We start from the raw sequence: 17,270 nt of genomic DNA on the forward strand, positions 1-17,270 counted from the left end.
TCCAATTTAAAAAAGCACTGTTAGTAGATAGGTAAGAAGCTTTTAGTCCTTCAGGTTTAGAACAATTTGATAAAGTTTTAAATTCATCTTGAGCATAGTCAGAACTATTTTCAGAAGAACAATTAGCTTTTACTCTCCAATCGTATGAGGTGTTTGCTCTTAGTCCGGTAAGAGTATAAGAGGCATTAGCTGTGGTAGTAGCTACCTTCCATGTAGTATCAGTATTTGCCTTATATTCTACTGTGTAATTTTCAACCCCGGAAATTGATTTCCAATTTAAGGTAACACTAGTACTGGTGAGATTGGAAGTTAAAAGATAAGAAGGAGTTTGACAATATTTTTCATCAGGATAAATATTTATAATAATAGCTTGCCTTGATGTGTAACCTACTGGATTAGATGCTTGATAATATCCATCAGATTTGCCTCCCCAACCGAAATTAAAATGGATTAAGTTATCAGTGTCATATCCATCTGCAATAAAAGCGTGTCCACCAGTCGAAGAAAATCCTGAATAATAAATGGGATAATTTTTTGATAATTGACTTTTTATAATGTTTATCCATTCTGTATTATTAAAATAAAATTTATCATTCAACTTTATATTAGTACTGTAACTAAAGTATTTTACTAAAGCATCAGGAACATCAGAACTATATGCGCCCGAACCATTTGGACTATAGATCATATCTACTGAAATACCTGCATGAAGCATTAATGTTGCTATCGCGTCTACTTCTCCTGTAGAGGAACTATTGGTAAGTGAAGTAGGCATTTTATTCCACTGATAAGTAGTATTTTCAAAGTTAGCAGTTAACGTTTTTCCTTTCCAATCATAATAATAATTAGAAATTTGGTAAGTATGATTACCCCTTCCTTTTGTTGGGTAATCCCAATACTTCAAGAGTTGAGCCATTGCTGTTGCGACACATCCGGTTGGACAATCATAATTTTCGTAAGTTTTAGGAACAAACTTATTATATAATGGCCACTGATTCCATTTTGTTTTAATCAAAGGTAATACAAATGCCGGTTCAGATTTAGCATCACTATTTTTTGAAGGTAACTGCCTTCCATTAAGTAAAGCATTCCATTCATCTTTTATTAAAATACTTTCATCATTGTTTATTTTTTTTATCTTATTATTTCTTAAGTATTCATTAGCTGCCTGGTATTCATTAAGAATATATAAAAATTCGGGAGATTGTTTTTCGCCAACAGGTATTGAAGACTCTAAAGAATAAGCTAAGATCGGATGGTTTTCACTTTGTGAAGAAATAATAAAAAAACCATTTTCACTATTAAAAATGTAAAATCCGTCGTATTTTTTATCAATACGAGCGGTGATATTAATTAATTTTTCATTGTTAGAACTTTTTTTTATAGTTTTTTGATTTAAAAAGTTATTAGCAACAATGCGGGCTGTTTTTTCAGATATATCCTGCCCATGGAATAAATAAGATATAAATATAGTTATACCTAAAAGAATAGATTTTAAATTCATAATAATAAATAAATGTTTATAAAAAATTGTAAAATAAAATTGTAGTAAGAATGTGTGCCATTCCATATAACCGGATAGATCATCCATGAAATTATAGAAAGTAAGTGTGCATTCGTATTTTATTATATCTTTTAAAAAGATAATAATATTGTTAAATATTTTTATACTATATAAAAATATATTTAAAAAGAGAATATAATTTAATTCATAAATATTTTTTGTTTTTAAAATTAATTGTTATTCAAATTTAATAAATTATATTTAGATAGTATATATATTTATATAATAAATATTATAATAATATATATAAATAATATTATATATTAAATTAATAAATTAAACTTTATTAATTATATGCTTAAATCGATAGGTGAAAAGCAAAAAAAACCGAAAGATATTTCTTTCGGTTTTTTATAATTTAAACGATATTATTTTTTGATAAATCTGTAATTCTGTCCATTTATTTGTAAGATATAATGATTTGGAGGCAGATCAGAAACATTTATAGTTATTTCATTTTCAGCCTTAATTGGTAGAATTTTAACAGTCCGCCCATTTCTATCTAGTATAGTAAAAGTTGTGATTTTACCTTTATCTATATTCAATCCATCTAAATTTTTTAAATTTATAATATCTTGAACAGGATTAGGATATAAAATGACAGAATTCTCAGTATTACCATTTATATCTTTTTGTGCAGGTTGATAATTAACACTTAAGTCGTAACATTTCGTTGGATCGAATGAGTTATTTTTTGCATACACATGTACATAATATACACCTGGTTTGAGATTTTTTGCATTAATTATTTTTTTATTTGTATCGTTATTAGAGCTGCTTCCTATTTCAATTTTTGAAGAATCGTAAAGTTTTAGATCGTAATCGTATGGAAGATTTTCTAAGATAATACGTACATCAGCATTTATTCCAATGTAAAATTTATAATAATCATGGTCCTCAGGAGAACTAATACCTGAAGAATAAGTCAAAATATTTCTAATCGGATAGGCGGATTCAAAAGAATCATTAGGTTCATAATTATTGCTACATAAAGATTTTGCTGTAGAAGCATTAACTTTTAAATTATAACAGTTTTCCGTATCAAAAGCTCCGTTATATCCATAAACGTATACATAATAATCTCCGGCAGGTAAGTTTTTTGCTTCAATTTTTTCATTAATATTACCTTTATTAGTGCTTTTATCAATTTCGTATCCTAAATTATCATATAGTTTTAAGTCATAATTTTTAGGAAGATTTTGAAGTTGAATAACCAAATCGGAACTTTCTTGTATTGTGAATTTGTAATAATCTTTATCAGTTGGAGAACCTATACCAGCATCAACATCTTCATTTAACGCTATACTTTTAGCTTCATTAAAGGAATCATTAGATTCATAATTGTTAATACATGACGTAACAGAAGAGATTGCATTCACTAACAAACTGTAACATTGTGAAGCATTAAATGCACCATTTACACCCTGAATTAGAACATAATATATACCCGGTTCTAGATCGTTAATAGTAATAATCTCGTCACTTTTATCCTCATTATATTTACTGCCGATTTCAGTTTTAGATGAATTAAAAATTTTCAATTCATAATTTGCAAAAATATTTTGCAGACTAACAGTTACATTAGATTTATTGTCAATGCTAAATTTATAATAATCAAGGTCGTTAGATGTGCTTATTCCTGCAGAATAAACATTACCTACTTTAATGTCAATTGCATTATCAAAAGAATCATTGGATTCATAATTATTAATACACGAATTTCGAGATGTTTGAGTATCTACAAATAGGCTGTAACATTCATATGGATATAAATTACCTTTTATATGAATATAATATGTGCCTGAAGCTAAATCTTTAGCGTTGATTACTTTGTTAATATCATCAGATGTATCATTTGCAATAACATTTTTAGATGAATTGTAAAGAGTAAATTCATTAATAAAATTAGCATTTTGAAGACTTATGGATACATCTGTATTTTCGTTTATAGTAAATTTATAATAATCTTGATCATTAGCTGATCCTATACCTGCATAATAAGTTGTATATGTACTTATAGGATAAGCCTCTTCAAAAGATTCATTAGGTTCATAATTGTTACTGCAAGAAGGGCTTGAAAAAGAAGAGTTAACTTTTAATTCATAACATGTTGAGGTGTCAAATGCTCCTTCATATCCGTATACTTTTATGTAATAAGTGCCAGGTAAAATATTATCAACTTTAATATTTTCTTCTGTTGTATTACCAGCAATTCCCTGTCCAATTTCATCTTTATTATTGTTATATAATTTTAAATCATAATCTTTTTTTAGATTTTTAAGTGATATGACTATATTAGAATTTTTGGTAATAGTGAATTTGTAATAATCTACATCAGTTGAAGTCCCAATTCCTGCTTGATATGTAGAATCAACTTTTATTGAATGAGCTTCATCAAAGGAATTATTTGGCTCAAAATTATTGATACATGATATTTGCGGAGGGGTAGCAATTGATTTGGTTTGGAATGATGTCTCAATGAAATTGCTTGATACGGAGTGAATTGTATCGCAAATAGCCTTTATTTGTGCAATGTATTGAGTATTAGCATTTAAGTTTGATAAAACGAAAGAAGAACCTTTTGTTTTCTCTGAGGCGACAGTCCAAAGGCTATCATTCTTTATTTTAAATTGAATTTTATAAAATTGATCATTGTTATCACTATTCCATGTAAGGGTAGCACTGTTAGTAGATGTATCAGAAGTAGAGAATCCAGATGGGGCAGTGCAGTTAAATTCTGAAGGGTAAATATTTATTACTACTAACTGGCTGGAAGAGTAGCCTCTAAGTTCATTAATTAAATAATAGCCATTGGCTTCTCCACTCCATCCTAAGTTAAGATGAACTAAGTTTCTTTCATCATATCCATCGGCTATATAAGCATGTTCAGCATCAGGACATATAGATGAAAAATAAACTGGATATCCCTTTGAAATTTGCCCTTTAATCAAATTTAACCATTCTTCATCAGAATTATAATTTGATCTATCTTTTAGTTGAACATCTGGACTATATTTAAAATATTTTTTTAAAGCATTAGGTACTTTTTCACTAAAAGCTCCAGATCCTACAGGCCCATAAACCATTTCTACAGATATACCAGCATGTGACATTAGAGTTGCAACTGCATCAATCTGTTCATCTGAAGAGTAATTTGAAAGTGCTATAGGCATTTTATTCCACTGATATGTAGTTTTTTGGAAATTTGCACTTAATTTTTTCCATCTCCAATTATAAAAATAATAAAAATATGAAGAAGGTATTTGGTAGGTTATAGAATCTCTACCTGTACTTGGATAGTTCCAAAACTTCATAATTTGAGCCATAGCTGTTGCGGCAGACCCAGTGAATGTTGGTTCTGATTCATAGGTGAAGGGAGTATATTTATTGTACAATGGAGATTGATCCCAGTTTGTCTTTATAAGAGGTTCTATTTTAATAGGCATTGATGAATTAGTAGATACTCGGTTGGTTAGAATTTTTGAGTTAGAATTGTAATTATCAGAAAGCAATTCTTCCCATTCTTTTTTTATTAATTCACTATTCTTATCAACAGATTTTTTTAAATAATTCCTTCTTAATTTCTCACTGTTAGCTTGGTAATTATTTAATATACTTAAAAATTCAGGAGAAATATTTTTACTAATCTTTATGTTAGAATTTGTAGAATAAGCTAAAATTGGATGACTCGCGCTTTCAGCTGAAACAATACAAAATCCATTTCCATCGGCTATTTTGAACAAATAGAAGCCATTATACTTTTTATTAATTAACGGTGTAATATTAATTAAATTTAATTCCTTGTTGGATTTTTTTAAAGGATCAATTGATTTTAATTTTAAGAAATTACTCGCTATTTTACGAGCTGTATTTTCTGAAATATCTTGCGCCTTTATCACATAAGAGGATAAAAGAGCTATTGCTACTAGCAGAAAAAGTTTAATGTTTAACATAATCAAAGGTGTTTTGTATTTAAAATAAAATATTGTTTAATCAAATTAAATTATATGTATTCAAATTATCATACAATAAAATAGAATAATTAGAATATAAAGGAGCGTTTTACCCTAATAATTAATTTAGGAACTGATTCTTACAAATAAATAAATTTCACTTATACTTAATTCTCATATTTTTCATAGATATACATATATAATTGTTAATAGGTGGCAAATATATAAAATTATTTTATATTATAATAATATATTATAAAATAAAACATAGTTATCTTGAATTATTATATTTTATTTGGATTTTAGTTGGTAATTAGTTATAAATAATCATTATTTTTTTATATATTGTTTGTTTAAATAATATATTGAAATAATATTCCTATAAATAAAAAAATAAATTAATATTTATAATAAAATAGTTAATTTACATAATTATTAATGTGAATTTTTTAAATAATTTTTTAAAAGGAAGTATTTTATGCAATAATTAAAATAAATATCTTACAACTTTGTTAATGATTATATTAATATATAGTAAAGTACTTTTTTATAGTTATACTAGCTTTATATAGTTTAGAAAAATTAATTTTTAAACAAAAATTGCTATTTATTTTATATAGAATTCAATTAAATATTTAAGAAATTAAATGATAGTTTCATATATCAATGTAATTAATTGTTTTGTTAATACTAACTGTACAAGGATTTAAATTACATATTAGATAAAATAATAGGTGTAAAATAGATTTAATATCAGGAGAATAATAAAAGTAGTGAATTAAAATATTTTCTAGTTCTTCAAAAGTCTTAGTTTAGTGTTGTTCGTTATCTTCCTAAATTGATATCCTTCAGGATGTTTCTTTTAATGCAGGGTTGTATAATTTGCATTGAAATCAATCTCAATTAAGATTTTTCTTTTTTGAAGTTTTTCAATCTGATGTTGATAATCATAGTGACCGGTCACGTCGTAGCGGTAATCACTCTGTCCCTGTCGGTTGTGTTGTTTGCCTGCCAGCCGGTTCAGATTGTCGTAGCTGTAGCTGCGATCCAGTATGATGCCAGCTCCCGGACGTTTGGTTTGTTTGCCGGTCAGGCGGCCGGTGCGGTCGTATTTAAAACTGGTGTGCATTCTGCCCTGGCTGCGCAGGGTTTCTCGATACTTGAAATTAAAGTATTCTTCATTAATTCCATGCACTGGCTTAGCCGTGGTTGCACGAAGATAGTAATAAAAAATCGGAAGAATAAAATCTAGACATCATTTCTGTTTTTTCATTTATTCCCTACTAATAACTTTTAGCTACCAGCGATCTAGATTCATAATCTTCAATATCTTCAATATATTCAATTTCTCTTGTTAATTTACAACACCATTTGTATGGTTTAAATTCATATGGATTAGGAATAACAAACCCTTCAGAGAAAACATACTCTGGCAAAATTTCATCAACTGGCAAATACAAATAAACGTAATCACCTTCTTTTAAGAAGATAGTTTCCCCCATATAGTTTTTTATTTCATCTGTCTGAGCTAAACCAACAATATCTGCATCTACAACTCTCTCATTATATAAATCTGCAAATATTCTACTATTTAATCCTTTATCTATTTTTTGACAATTATTATTGACAGTCATTCTTCGCTTCTCTATTTTCTTTATATTGAATTTAAAAAAAGCTGTAAACCTTTGTAGAATAGATTTACAGCTTTGGGTGGCCAATGGGTCTCGAACCCACGACCTTCGGAACCACAATCCGACGCTCTAACCAACTGAGCTATGGCCACCATTTTGGGAATGCAAATATAGAAATAGATTTTATATTTTCAAACAAAATTTTCAAAATCTTTTAATCCTATCCATTTTTGAGAAGTAAATCCCTCACCTGCATCGCAATCGATTAGCCGTCCTAAATTTTCGGCTCTATATATAATGCTTTTTTTAAAATTAATAGATGTGATAGGAGTATTAGGTTCTTTAGAATTAGGATCATAAAATTGTGTTTTATAAGCCATACAAGCTTCAATTTTTTTATCTAAGAAATTGGATATATCTATAATAAAATCAGGCTTTTCTTCATTCCATTGTATATAATTAAAAATATGCTTAGGTCTCCAGGGTTCTTGTGAAGATCCGTTATTGGAAGTATTTATTTTGATTAATCCTGAAAGAAAACAAGCATCATAAATCAATTTGGCAGCTTTACCATGATCAGGATGCCTATCGTTGTGGGCATTTGCTAAAACAATATCAGGTCTATATTGTCTAATTTTTTTTATTAATTCAATCTGATGATATTCATCATTAATAAAAAAACCATCTCTAAATTTTAAATTATCACGATATGAAATACTGAGTATTTCACGGGCCTTATTTGATTCGAATTTTCTAGTTTCTGCTGTTCCTCTAGTACCTAATTCTCCTTCGGTCAGATCTAAAATTCCTACTTTTTTATGTTGTGAGACCATTTTTGCAATAGTTCCACCGCAACCGAGTTCCACATCATCGGGATGAGCACCTATGGCTAATATATCTAATTTCATTGATTAAATTAAGAGTTAAAAAAACTTCAGTAATACTTTACTGAAGTTTTAAAATATTTATGAATAATTAATTAAATCCCAATTCAGATTTTACTTTTGACATGAAATTTTCAATTTTAGCTTTGATATCAGTTTTGTCAGATATTTGCCAAGCACTAATAGTAAAAGTATTTCCTTTTGTTCGGATCATAAGGCCATAATCTGAATTAGTGGATGTCCAGATTCCGGGTGAGGAAGGCACACCAAATTCTTTTTGTACTAAAGCTTCAACTTTCTGTACTTTTTCATCTGTAGATTGTATTTCTTCTCTGTATTTAAATTTTTCTTGTGCGAAACTTAGTAGGGAAGATAAAGACAACAATAAAATTAAAATTTTAGCATTCATAATAGGTTATTTTAAATTAAAGCACAATAGTGCGTAATGTAATTAAGTTTATCAATATTTATGCCAAAAAGATAAAAAAATATACCCATGGTAATTATTAACTATGGGTATACTAATATTTTACTAAAAAGTAATAATTTATTACTTTTTATAATTTTTGTATTTATTAAAGAATTTATCTACTCTACCTGCAGTATCAACCAATTTTACTTTTCCAGTGTAAAAAGGGTGAGAAGAACTTGAAATCTCCATCTTAACTAAAGGATATTCTACTCCTTCATATTCAATTGTATCTTTTGTCTCTGCAGTAGATTTACATAAAAATACCTCGTCGTTGCTCATGTCTTTAAAAACGACCAATCTATAGTTATCAGGATGAATGTCTTTTTTCATTTCTCTAAAAATTTGAGTTGCAAAATTACAATTTTATTTCTAAATAATCAAGAATCAATTTGAAAAATGTATGATATTATTGCTTTTATAGAATTATGTTAAGAAATAGTATGATCAAGTGTTTGACAAAAAGATAAATTCATAGATTATAAAATACTATTTTAATGGAGTAATTTATTTTTTAAACCTTTATCTATGGCGTCCAAAAAATCTTCCGTGCTAAGATAGTCTTCACGAGTCATTTTATTCCCTTTTACCAATAGAGCAAGATCTTTAGTCATTTTCCCTCCTTCAACTGTTTCGATGCATACTCTTTCAAGCGTTTCAGCAAAATTAACTACCTCAGGAGTATTGTCCAATTTACCTCTATGCATTAAACCTCTGGTCCATGCAAAAATGGATGCAATAGGGTTCGTAGATGTTTCTTTGCCTTCTTGATATAATCTGTAATGACGGGTTACGGTTCCATGAGCAGCTTCCGCTTCCACTGTTTTTCCATCAGGTGTTACCAATACAGAAGTCATTAGCCCTAATGAACCGAAACCTTGGGCAACTGTATCCGACTGTACATCTCCATCATAATTCTTACAGGCCCATACAAATCCTCCGTTCCATTTCATAGCACATGCCACCATGTCATCAATAAGACGATGCTCATAGGTAATACCTAATGCTTCAAATTTAGATTTGTAATTGCTCTCATAAACGTTCTGAAAAATATCCTTAAATCTTCCATCATAAGCTTTTAAAATGGTATTTTTAGTGGAAAGATATAATGGCCATTTTTTTGTTAATGCCATCTGAAAAGATGAATGAGCAAATCCTTCAATCGATTCATCTGTATTATACATAGAGAGAGCAACTCCATCATTTTTAAAATCATATACTTCCCAAGTTTGCGGTTCTCCATTCTCAGGAGTAAAAGTCATTGTTAGTTTTCCAGGACCTTTAGTTACTACATCAGTTGCCTTATATTGATCTCCAAAAGCATGACGTCCGATTACAATCGGTTGAGTCCAACCTTGAACGTATCTGGGAACATTATTCATAATAATGGGCTCTCGAAATACTGTACCTCCTACTATATTACGAATGGTACCATTGGGAGATTTCCACATTTTTTTTAGATTAAACTCTTTTACACGAGCTTCATCAGGAGTTATTGTTGCACATTTTACTGCAACATTATATTTTTTAGTAGCCTCAGCAGAATCTATGGTAACTTGATCGTTAGTTTTATCTCTGTTTTCAATACCTAAATCATAATATTTTAAATCTATATCTAAATAGGGAAGAATGAGCTTGTCTTTAATAAATTTCCAGATAATTCTTGTCATTTCATCACCATCCATTTCAACAACAGGATTTAGTACTTTTATTTTTTGCATAATTACTATTGATTTGTATCAAATATAATAATACTTAGTTAAGTAAAACAAATATTTAAGCTAATTTTATTTTGATAACTTTATTAAAGATCGCTTTATTAATAAAGGAAAGAAGCTATTAAAGGTTAATAATTATATATTAAAATAAGTAAAGGTTAATAAAGTAATCTATTAATTTTTAATTTTAGTTATAGTAGTATAATAATTTATAAATTTTCAGCCATTTGATTTCGTATTAATTTTTTATTTATTTTACCCACACTAGTTTTAGGAATTTCTGAAACGAATTTAATACTTTGCGGAATAGCCCATTTACTTAATATGCCGGAATCCGTATATTGTTTTAAATGATTTTTTAGCTCATCATGGGTGAGATTCATATCGGGTTTTAGAACAATAAGAGCAAAAGGCTTTTCACTCCATTTTTCATCTGGTATTCCTATTACTGCAGTTTCGGCTACGGCTTCATGACTCGTAATAATATTTTCTAATTGGACAGAAGAAATCCATTCCCCACCGCTTTTAATTACATCTTTTATTCTATCTGTAATGTTAATAGAATTATTGGAATTAATGGTAGCCAAATCACCGGTATGTAAATATTCATCACTCCATAGCTCTCTACCTCTTTCTTCGTCTTTAAAATAGCCTTGGGTAAGCCAGGGGGCACGTAAAATTATTTCACCTTGTTCCTTATCATCATTTTGTATCGGTTGTCCGTTCTCATTAACAAGTTTAACAGTTGAAAATAATACCGGAGTTCCGGTCCTAATCCTCATCTCCGATTGTTTATCCAAGTCTAAATCTTTATATTTTGGGTCAATATGTGTTAATATTGTAATCGGACACGTTTCTGACATTCCATATCCGGTCATAATATCAATATTTCTTTCTAAAGCATTTTTAGCTAGCTTTTTAGTTAATGAAGCTCCCCCAATAATGATTTTCCATCCTGTGAAATCAATATCTTTAGTTTCATTACTTTCCAATATCATTTGTAGAATTGTAGGAACACAATGAGAAAAGGTTGGTCTTTTTTTAGAAAATATATCAATAATCCCATCCAACGTAAATTTTCCCGGATATATTTGCTTTAATGAAAAAGTTGTTGCTAAATAAGGAAATCCCCAGGCATGAACATGAAACATAGGAGTTAATGGTAAATAAACATCATTTGAGCTAAGTCGGCATGCAATTGATCCGGAAAATCCGAAGCTTGCTGCTAGATTATAGGTATGTAATACTAATTGTCTATGGGTAAAATATACTCCTTTAGGATCTCCTGTAGTTCCTGTAGTATAGAAAGTTGTTGCTACGGCATCTTCATCAAAATCTTCGAATTCGTATTTATCTGAGGCTTGAGACATTAATTCTTCATATTCGCCATAAATATCTAAGACATCTGAGGGTACATTAGTAGGTTCATCTTTACATATAATTATATATTTTAAAGAAGGCATTTTACCTACAAATTTTTCCAAAATTGGTAAAAAATCCGAATGGACAATTATTACCAAATCTTCAGCATGGTTGATCGTGTAATGAATCTGTTCGGCAGATAATCTCCAATTGATCATATGCAAGACGTTTCCTGTCATGGGTATTGCAAAATAAGATTCAAGATAACGATGACTATCATAATCCATAACAGCTATAGTTTGCCCACCATCTATTCCTAGTTTTCTAATCATATTAGCATATCGTTGAACTCTTTTTTTGAATTCTCGATAATTATATCTGGAAATATTTTTGTAAATGATTTCATTTTCGGGGTTAAGAACGGTGCAATAATCATATAATCCTTTAATGAGCAGTTGCGATTTATGAGCATTTTTTACAGAGCAAATTTTTTTAAATATCATCTTAATTATTATAAATAATCGCTAATTTACAAAAATTAAAAATTTATGCTAATTATTTTTTTATTAAATCATATTGGTGTTTAAATTAAAATATTTTTTTAAATTAATATAAGTAAATAGTATGAAAAGATATATATTTTCATATCATTTCAATAAAAAGGGAGGTAATGAAATCCAAATATCATTTTTAAATGAAGATATTATAAATTATATGATTTTTCTTTTTTACATTCATTGCCTCCCGATTAGAATACCTAAATTTTCAATAAATTCAGCAAGACAAGAAAAATTCTTAGATTGTGGTTTTAGATAAAATAAAAAATATCAGAAAGATATTAAGATTTTATTATTTTAAAAGTTGGTAGGCACATAAAGCTACTAAATAGGCGATTCCGGTCATATAAAATAATTGAATGGCCGGCCATTTCCAAGAATTAGTTTCTTTTTTAACTACAGCCAAAGTGCTTACACATTGCATGGCAAAAGCGTAAAATAGTAAGATGGAAATACCTGTAGCAAAATTGAAAGTTGGTTCCATAGTATTATGATTAATATCCCTCTTCATTAATTCCTTTAGCTTAATGTTTTCATTCCCATCATCTTCAAGACTATATATGGAAGCAATGGTTCCAACAAAAACTTCTCTAGCAGCAAAGGAAGAAAGTATACCAATATCTATTTTCCAATCATAACCAAGAGGTTTGAATACAGGTTCGATAGTTTTTCCAAAATTTCCTAAATAAGAGTTTTCTAAAGGAACATCAGCAAAATAGTTAGTTCTGTTATTTTCTTTTGAAATACCGAATTTTCCTAATGCCCAAAGTATAACACTTACGGCTATAATGATTTTACCTGCATTTACAACAAAGCTATAAGACTTTTCAAAAAGCCCATAAAATACATTTTTCCAGAACGGAATTTTATAATTAGGCATATCTAAAATAAGATAGCTTTTATATTGAGATTTTAATAATTTATTGGCAACAGCAGCACTTATAAAAACCATTACGACTCCTAATAAATACAATATCATCATAACGATTCCTTGCAAATTAAAAAAAACATTTCCTTTAGGAATAATCAACGCTATAATAATAGAATAAACAGGAAGGCGTGCCGAACATGTTATAAAAGGAGTTACTAAAATGGTTATTAATCGTTCTTTCGTATTTTCAATATTACGAGCCGACATAATTGCGGGAATTGCACATGCTGCTCCCGATAATAAAGGAACTACACTTTTCCCATTCAATCCTACCGGTCGAAACCATCTATCCATTAAAAATACAACTCTTGCCATATAGCCGCTTTCTTCCATTACGAGTAGGAAGAAAAATAAAATTGCTATTTGAGGTACAAAAACAGCTACACCACTAATACCAGGAATAATTCCTTGAGTAAGGAGTTCTGAGATAGGTCCTTGAGGTAAATATGATTCCAATAGTTCGCTGCTATAAGCAAAAAAAGTTTCAATCCAATCCTGAGGATAGCTTGATAAATAAAATAATGCTTGGAAGATTAAAAATAATATGGAAAAAAATAAAAAATATCCCCAAAATGAATGTGTAGCAATTTTATCAAATTTATTGGTGAAAGTTTGATAGTTGGGATCTTTATATACAATTTTTTCAACTAGATCATCTATTTTCCGATGTCGTAAAATAGTTTCTTTTATTTGAAGTCTTTTCGATATTAATTTATGTTTTTTAACGATTTCCTTCACCTTTTCACGATAGGTTAAAGGAATATTAGTTGTTTTTGTCTGAGCTAAGAAAAGCCAGGCAAGATAATCATCTATTTCAAATGAATTTTTTACTTCATCTACAGCATCTTTAAATTCGTGAGGATATTGGAAAGTTTCCAAAGACTCATTAATAAAACCTTTATTTATTGTTTCTTTTAAAGTATCAATTCCTTCACCTTTTCTTGAACTCACTAAAATAACAGGTGTACTAAAATAAGCATCAAGATTTTCTTTTCGAATTAGAATTCCTTCTTTTTCGATATTATCAATTTGATTGATAACTAAGATAGTAGGTATTTTTAAGTCTTTAATTTGTTCATAAAGAAATAAGCTTCTTTTCATATTATGAACATCAGCTACGACTATAATGATATCAGGATAATAAGGACTCTTAGGATTAGCAAGTGTGGAAAGTACTACTTCTTCATCTGCAGATGAAGGACATAGACTATAAATTCCCGGTAGATCAATAAGTCTATATTCAATGGAATTGTATACAAACTTACCTTCTTTCTTTTCTACGGTAATGCCTGGATAATTTCCTGTTTTTTGGTGTAAACCGCTTAAGCGATTAAAAAGTGTCGTTTTCCCAGCATTTGGATTTCCTACAAGAGCAATAGTTTTAATACTCATTATTTCTACTGCATTTCAATCAATATACAATCTGCTTCTTCTTTACGAAGCATTATAGTACTTTTCTCTTTACCATATTCAATGAAAAGAGGCCCATTCCAAGGAGCTTGTCGTTTTACTTTAACGAAAACACCAGGAACGATTCCCATTTCTAAAATTTTAGTGGGAATATCATCTTCAGAAAATCCTATAACTTTTGCTTCTTGAGTTGGTTTTAAAAATGACAGGGATTTATTGGTAAGCATATTTTTATAACTAAACACCTTATGTTCATCTGCAAAGATAGGGATTATTTGTATTTAATCTAAATAAAATACAAAATTATTTAATCGTTTATAATTTAAAACATGCATAAAAGATTGTTAAAACTAAATCTTAAGGTATATTATTAAATTAAAAATAAAGGGTATAGATCATTATAGATTTGTTAAAAAACGTATAGTTTTGCTTTAATGAAATGATATTTATGACTAGAAAAGTAGTTTTAATGTTCTTTATTCTGATGTCTATTATAATGCAAGGTGGAGGATTCAGAATTTCTCTTCAAGGAGCCAGACAAGTTGCTATGGCTCATACTAGTGCGCATACTAGAGATGCAAGTATAGCTTTTTTTAACCCGGCAGGAATATCGTTTATTCCTTCGAAATTAAGTTTTACAGCAGGCACTTTTATGGTATTTGGGAATGCCGATTTTCAAAATAAACCTACATTGTATAAGACAAAAACTGATAACCCTGTTAGTACACCATCGTTTTTTAATATTGCATATAAAGCAACGGATAAGCTATCTGTTGCGTTTAGTTTAACTACCCCTTTCGGCAGTGGAATTGATTGGGGGCAAGATTGGGCCGGAAAAGATTTAATAACTAAAATTACCTTGAGGTCTTATTTTTTTCAACCTACAATAGCATATCGTTTAGCTGACTGGGTAAGTGTAGGTGCAGGATATATCTATGCTGTAGGCAGTGTAAACTTACAAAAAGCAATATCTTCAGTTGACGGAAAAATAAAATTACTAGATAAAAATGCAACGGGTAATGGATATAATTTGGGGGTGTATGTAAAACCAATTAAAGATTTAGACATAAGTATCGCCTATAGATCCAATATAGATATAGATGCTGTAAACGGTAAAGCCCGATTTAAAATTCCTCCTTCATTGGTAGGAAGTGAATCATTTCCAACAGAAAATGATAGGTTTGATGCAAAATTACCGTTAGCTTCAGAATTTACGTTAGGAATAACGTATAGACTTTTGCCTCAATGGTCTATTTCTAGTGATTTAAATATTTCCGGCTGGAATAAATATAAGGCGCTGACATTAAATTTTCATCAAAATAAAGTAGGCAATGATCCCAACGATCCAACCATATCATCCTCACCTAAAAATTTGCATACTACTCACACATTTAGAATTGGTACGGAATATTCTGTAACCGATAAGTTAGATCTTCGATTGGGATATTATTATGATCCTTCGCCGATTAGTAAAGATTATTGGAGTCCGGAAATGCCTAGTACAGATAATAATGCCATTACAGGAGGGGTGGGATATAAATTCTTAGATAACAAATTAATGCTTGATATGACAGGAATGTATTATGTCGGTAATTCGAGAAAGGTGGTAAATAAATTTTATAATTTCAAAGGAGATGTCAAGCTCAACAGTTTTATGTTTGGTTTAGGACTATCATGGAATCCTTTTTAACTGTTAACTATGAGAAAATATATAATAATTATTTTATTTGGATTATTTAATTTTATTCTTTCCTGTAATAATGATTTTAGTGAAGATTTAGATACTAAATTTAGTTCAGGTGAGGCAGACTTTTCCAGATATGTAGCTTTGGGAGGCTCATTTACTTCAGGATTTAGAGATAATGCACTTTATATTTCCGGACAAAACGAATCATTTCCTTTAATTGTTGCAGAACAAATGAAGCGAATAGGAGGGGGGGATTTTAGGAGTCCTTATATGGCTGATGATTTAGGAGGAATATCTGAAGCAAAGGTGGATAATAAAAAAATATTGGTAGTTTCTGAAGGTTCTCTTACACCAATAACTTCTCCGGGAGAAGGAACAACTACTTTGACAAATATCTATTCACAAAGTTTTTATCAAAATATGGGTATACCGGGTGCTAAATCTTTTCATTTGACGGCAGCCGGTTATGGAAATCCATTGAATTTATTCTCAAAAAAGGCAAATCCTTATTTTGTGCGTTTTGCATCTAATCCAAATTCAACAGCTTTAGAAGATGCAATAGCTCAAGATCCAACATTCTTTTCTTTATGGATCGGAATCAATGATGTTTTAGGTTATGCTACTTCAGGGGGTGATGGCTCTAATGTTATTACAGATATTTCAACTTTCCAAAATGTGTATACCAAACTAATTGAAACCTTAGTTTCGAAATCTGCAAAGGGAGTGGTGGCTAATTTACCAGATATTACTGATTTTCCATATTTTAATAAAATTACCCCAAAACCATTTAAAGCCAATCAATTTACTTTAGAGCAAATAAAAAAATTAAATGCATCTTATAAAAGTTATAATGACGGTTTAGATCAGGCAAAAGCCAATCATATTATTTCCGCAGAGGAATTGACTGCTCGAAAAATAATTTTTGTGGAAGGTCAAGCTAATGGGGCGGTAATTATTGATAAGGATCTTACAAATTTGGATAGTATGAGACTTCCTTCCATAAGAATGTCTAACTCAGGGGATTTGTTCCTTTTGTCCGTATCTTTAATCTTAAAAGCTGGAGGTGGAACATCAAAACCGATTGAAGATCAGTATGTATTAACC

General features: G+C 29.5%; 13 protein-coding genes and 1 tRNA gene. 2 read left to right on the plus strand and 12 right to left on the minus strand.

Features of this window, described 5'->3' with window-relative positions; genetic code table 11:
• The 12 genes from M3Z80_RS05440 to M3Z80_RS05495 all read right to left on the minus strand — a co-directional run.
• Positions 1 to 1,504, minus strand: a 1,504-nt coding sequence (locus M3Z80_RS05440) for a C10 family peptidase (protein WP_293918304.1), incomplete at its 3' end; no start/stop codon positions are given.
• A 428-nt stretch (positions 1,505 to 1,932) separates the two neighbouring features.
• Entirely contained in the window at positions 1,933 to 5,517 is a 3,585-nt protein-coding gene (locus M3Z80_RS05445; protein ID WP_293918306.1) for a C10 family peptidase, read from the minus strand.
• 862 nt (positions 5,518 to 6,379) lie between these two features.
• On the minus strand, positions 6,380 to 6,712 hold the full coding sequence (locus tag M3Z80_RS05450) for a hypothetical protein (protein ID WP_293918308.1): 333 nt from the start codon (positions 6,710 to 6,712) through the stop codon (positions 6,380 to 6,382).
• Between the two features lie 88 nt (positions 6,713 to 6,800).
• Positions 6,801 to 7,151 (minus strand): hypothetical protein, encoded by a 351-nt coding sequence (locus tag M3Z80_RS05455; protein ID WP_293918310.1) that lies wholly within the window; start codon positions 7,149 to 7,151, stop codon positions 6,801 to 6,803.
• Between the two features lie 75 nt (positions 7,152 to 7,226).
• Positions 7,227 to 7,300 (minus strand) — tRNA-His (locus M3Z80_RS05460).
• A 39-nt stretch (positions 7,301 to 7,339) separates the two neighbouring features.
• Positions 7,340 to 8,056: a bacillithiol biosynthesis deacetylase BshB1 gene (bshB1, locus tag M3Z80_RS05465; RefSeq protein WP_293918312.1), complete on the minus strand. Its 717-nt coding sequence runs from the start codon at positions 8,054 to 8,056 to the stop codon at positions 7,340 to 7,342.
• A gap of 67 nt (positions 8,057 to 8,123) precedes the next feature.
• Positions 8,124 to 8,441 carry a hypothetical protein gene (locus M3Z80_RS05470; RefSeq protein WP_293918314.1) on the minus strand — a complete coding sequence of 106 codons (318 nt, stop codon included), beginning with the start codon at positions 8,439 to 8,441 and terminating at the stop codon, positions 8,124 to 8,126.
• A gap of 141 nt (positions 8,442 to 8,582) precedes the next feature.
• Entirely contained in the window at positions 8,583 to 8,834 is a 252-nt protein-coding gene (locus tag M3Z80_RS05475) for a type B 50S ribosomal protein L31 (RefSeq protein WP_105296935.1), read from the minus strand.
• 161 nt (positions 8,835 to 8,995) lie between these two features.
• Positions 8,996 to 10,222, minus strand: a complete 1,227-nt coding sequence (locus M3Z80_RS05480; RefSeq protein WP_293918318.1) for an isocitrate dehydrogenase (NADP(+)) — start codon at positions 10,220 to 10,222, stop codon at positions 8,996 to 8,998.
• 206 nt (positions 10,223 to 10,428) lie between these two features.
• On the minus strand, positions 10,429 to 12,084 hold the full coding sequence (locus M3Z80_RS05485) for a fatty acid--CoA ligase (RefSeq protein WP_293918320.1): 1,656 nt from the start codon (positions 12,082 to 12,084) through the stop codon (positions 10,429 to 10,431).
• A gap of 346 nt (positions 12,085 to 12,430) precedes the next feature.
• Positions 12,431 to 14,461 carry a ferrous iron transport protein B gene (gene feoB / locus M3Z80_RS05490; protein ID WP_293918322.1) on the minus strand — a complete coding sequence of 677 codons (2,031 nt, stop codon included), beginning with the start codon at positions 14,459 to 14,461 and terminating at the stop codon, positions 12,431 to 12,433.
• 5 nt (positions 14,462 to 14,466) lie between these two features.
• Positions 14,467 to 14,706 carry a FeoA family protein gene (locus tag M3Z80_RS05495; protein WP_293918324.1) on the minus strand — a complete coding sequence of 80 codons (240 nt, stop codon included), beginning with the start codon at positions 14,704 to 14,706 and terminating at the stop codon, positions 14,467 to 14,469.
• Between the two features lie 221 nt (positions 14,707 to 14,927).
• Here M3Z80_RS05495 and M3Z80_RS05500 point away from each other — a divergent pair, with 221 nt between their 5' ends.
• Together M3Z80_RS05500 and M3Z80_RS05505 are read left to right on the plus strand one after the other, a co-directional pair.
• Entirely contained in the window at positions 14,928 to 16,169 is a 1,242-nt protein-coding gene (locus M3Z80_RS05500; RefSeq protein WP_293918326.1) for an OmpP1/FadL family transporter, read from the plus strand.
• A gap of 9 nt (positions 16,170 to 16,178) precedes the next feature.
• Positions 16,179 to 17,270 (plus strand): SGNH/GDSL hydrolase family protein (locus M3Z80_RS05505; RefSeq protein ID WP_293918328.1); only part of this gene is annotated, 1,092 nt, incomplete at its 3' end.

This window comes from Apibacter sp. (assembly GCF_025291155.1).
In the GTDB taxonomy this organism is placed as follows: Bacteria; Bacteroidota; Bacteroidia; order Flavobacteriales; family Weeksellaceae; genus Apibacter.